Raw genomic sequence first — 1,357 nt, 5'->3', positions numbered from 1 at the left:
GTATGAAGAAAGTGTGGAGAAGAGGGCTAAGTATAGCGCTCGCTGTTTTGATTACGGCTACATCTGTGGATCTTACGGCATTTGCCAGTGAGGAACAGCCGGGGATAGTTGAAACAGTAGACAACTACGAAGAAGAAAATCACTCTGAAGTCGGCGATTTGACGGATGATCCGGGGGATCAGAGCGAAGTCACTGATGACAGTAGTTCTGAAAATAGTCAGAACGAGCAGGGAGAAACTGCAACTGAGCAGAACGATACTCCTGCAGTACAGGATGAGACTGAAGGACAGAGCAATGATGCAGATCAGCAGAGCAGTGAAGCAGTAAGTCCTGAGATGGGCGATACTGAGGCTCAAACTGACGAAGCAGGCTCTTCTGATGAAGCAGTAACTGATGATACTGCTCAGGATGCGGATACAGGCGATTCTGATGCTATGCCAGAGGATTCCGATACTATGCAGGACGGACCCGGCGAAGGCACAGAAGCAGATGCTGATGACGATAGCATTGAGCCTGTTACCCGAAATGATGGTGTAAATACCACGGATTGGGAATATACGGCATTCAATGGCTCTTTTGCGCGTATCATAGGCTACAAAGGCAGTGATACCGACATAACAATCCCTTCTCAAATTGGTTCTTACGAAGTTCAGGAAATAGCAAGTGGAGCATTTAGTGATGATAATCCGGTTTCAGTTTCTATTCCCGGAACAGTTATCAAAATTGAACAAAACGTATTCGCGAATAAAAAATCCCTTAAGAAAGTAACATGGTCAGAGCCTGCACAAAATGATACGCAGGCCTTGGGAAACTATGTCTTTGAAGGCTGTGAAAGCCTTACGGATATCGAGTTTTCCAAAGGACTTACAACAATAGGATATGGATGCTTTAAAAATTGTACTTCTCTTACAAGTGTAGAGTTACCGGATTCCGTAACCAATATAAGTGGAGATGCTTTCAGAGGCTGCACAAAGCTGGAAGCCTTCAAATATCCATCCTCTTTGGATAGTTGCGGAACCAGTGTTTTTATGGGTTGTACCAAGCTTACAAGTATTGTTGTCCCTGATGGGGTGACAAAGCTGGCAAGTGGCGTATTTTCAGGAAGTAATATCAGTGATGTGACATTACCGGATGGGCTGGAACTCATAGGTAACAGTGCGTTTAGCGGTAACAAAGCAATTGAGGAAATAGAGATTCCTGCAAGCGTAACAACTATAGAAAACTATGCCTTTGAGGGGGCAACGTCATTAAACACCATCACATTCAGTGAAGGACTTGAGACCATAGGATACGGTGTATTCAAGGAATGTACGGCTCTTATAAAGGTTACCCTTCCTGACAGTGTAAAGAGTATAGA

The 1,357-nt window shown here is 44.3% G+C and carries 1 protein-coding gene; it reads left to right on the top strand.

Annotation, left to right across the window (positions count from 1 at the left end; genetic code table 11):
- Positions 1-1,357: leucine-rich repeat domain-containing protein (locus G608_RS21810; RefSeq protein ID WP_035796195.1), on the top strand; the 1,357-nt coding region annotated here is incomplete at both ends.

Source organism: Butyrivibrio sp. WCD3002, from assembly GCF_000424265.1.
Lineage (GTDB): Bacteria > Bacillota > Clostridia > Lachnospirales > Lachnospiraceae > Butyrivibrio.
Note: the sequence above shows the minus strand (reverse complement) of the source record. Positions and strands in the feature narration are given on the sequence as shown.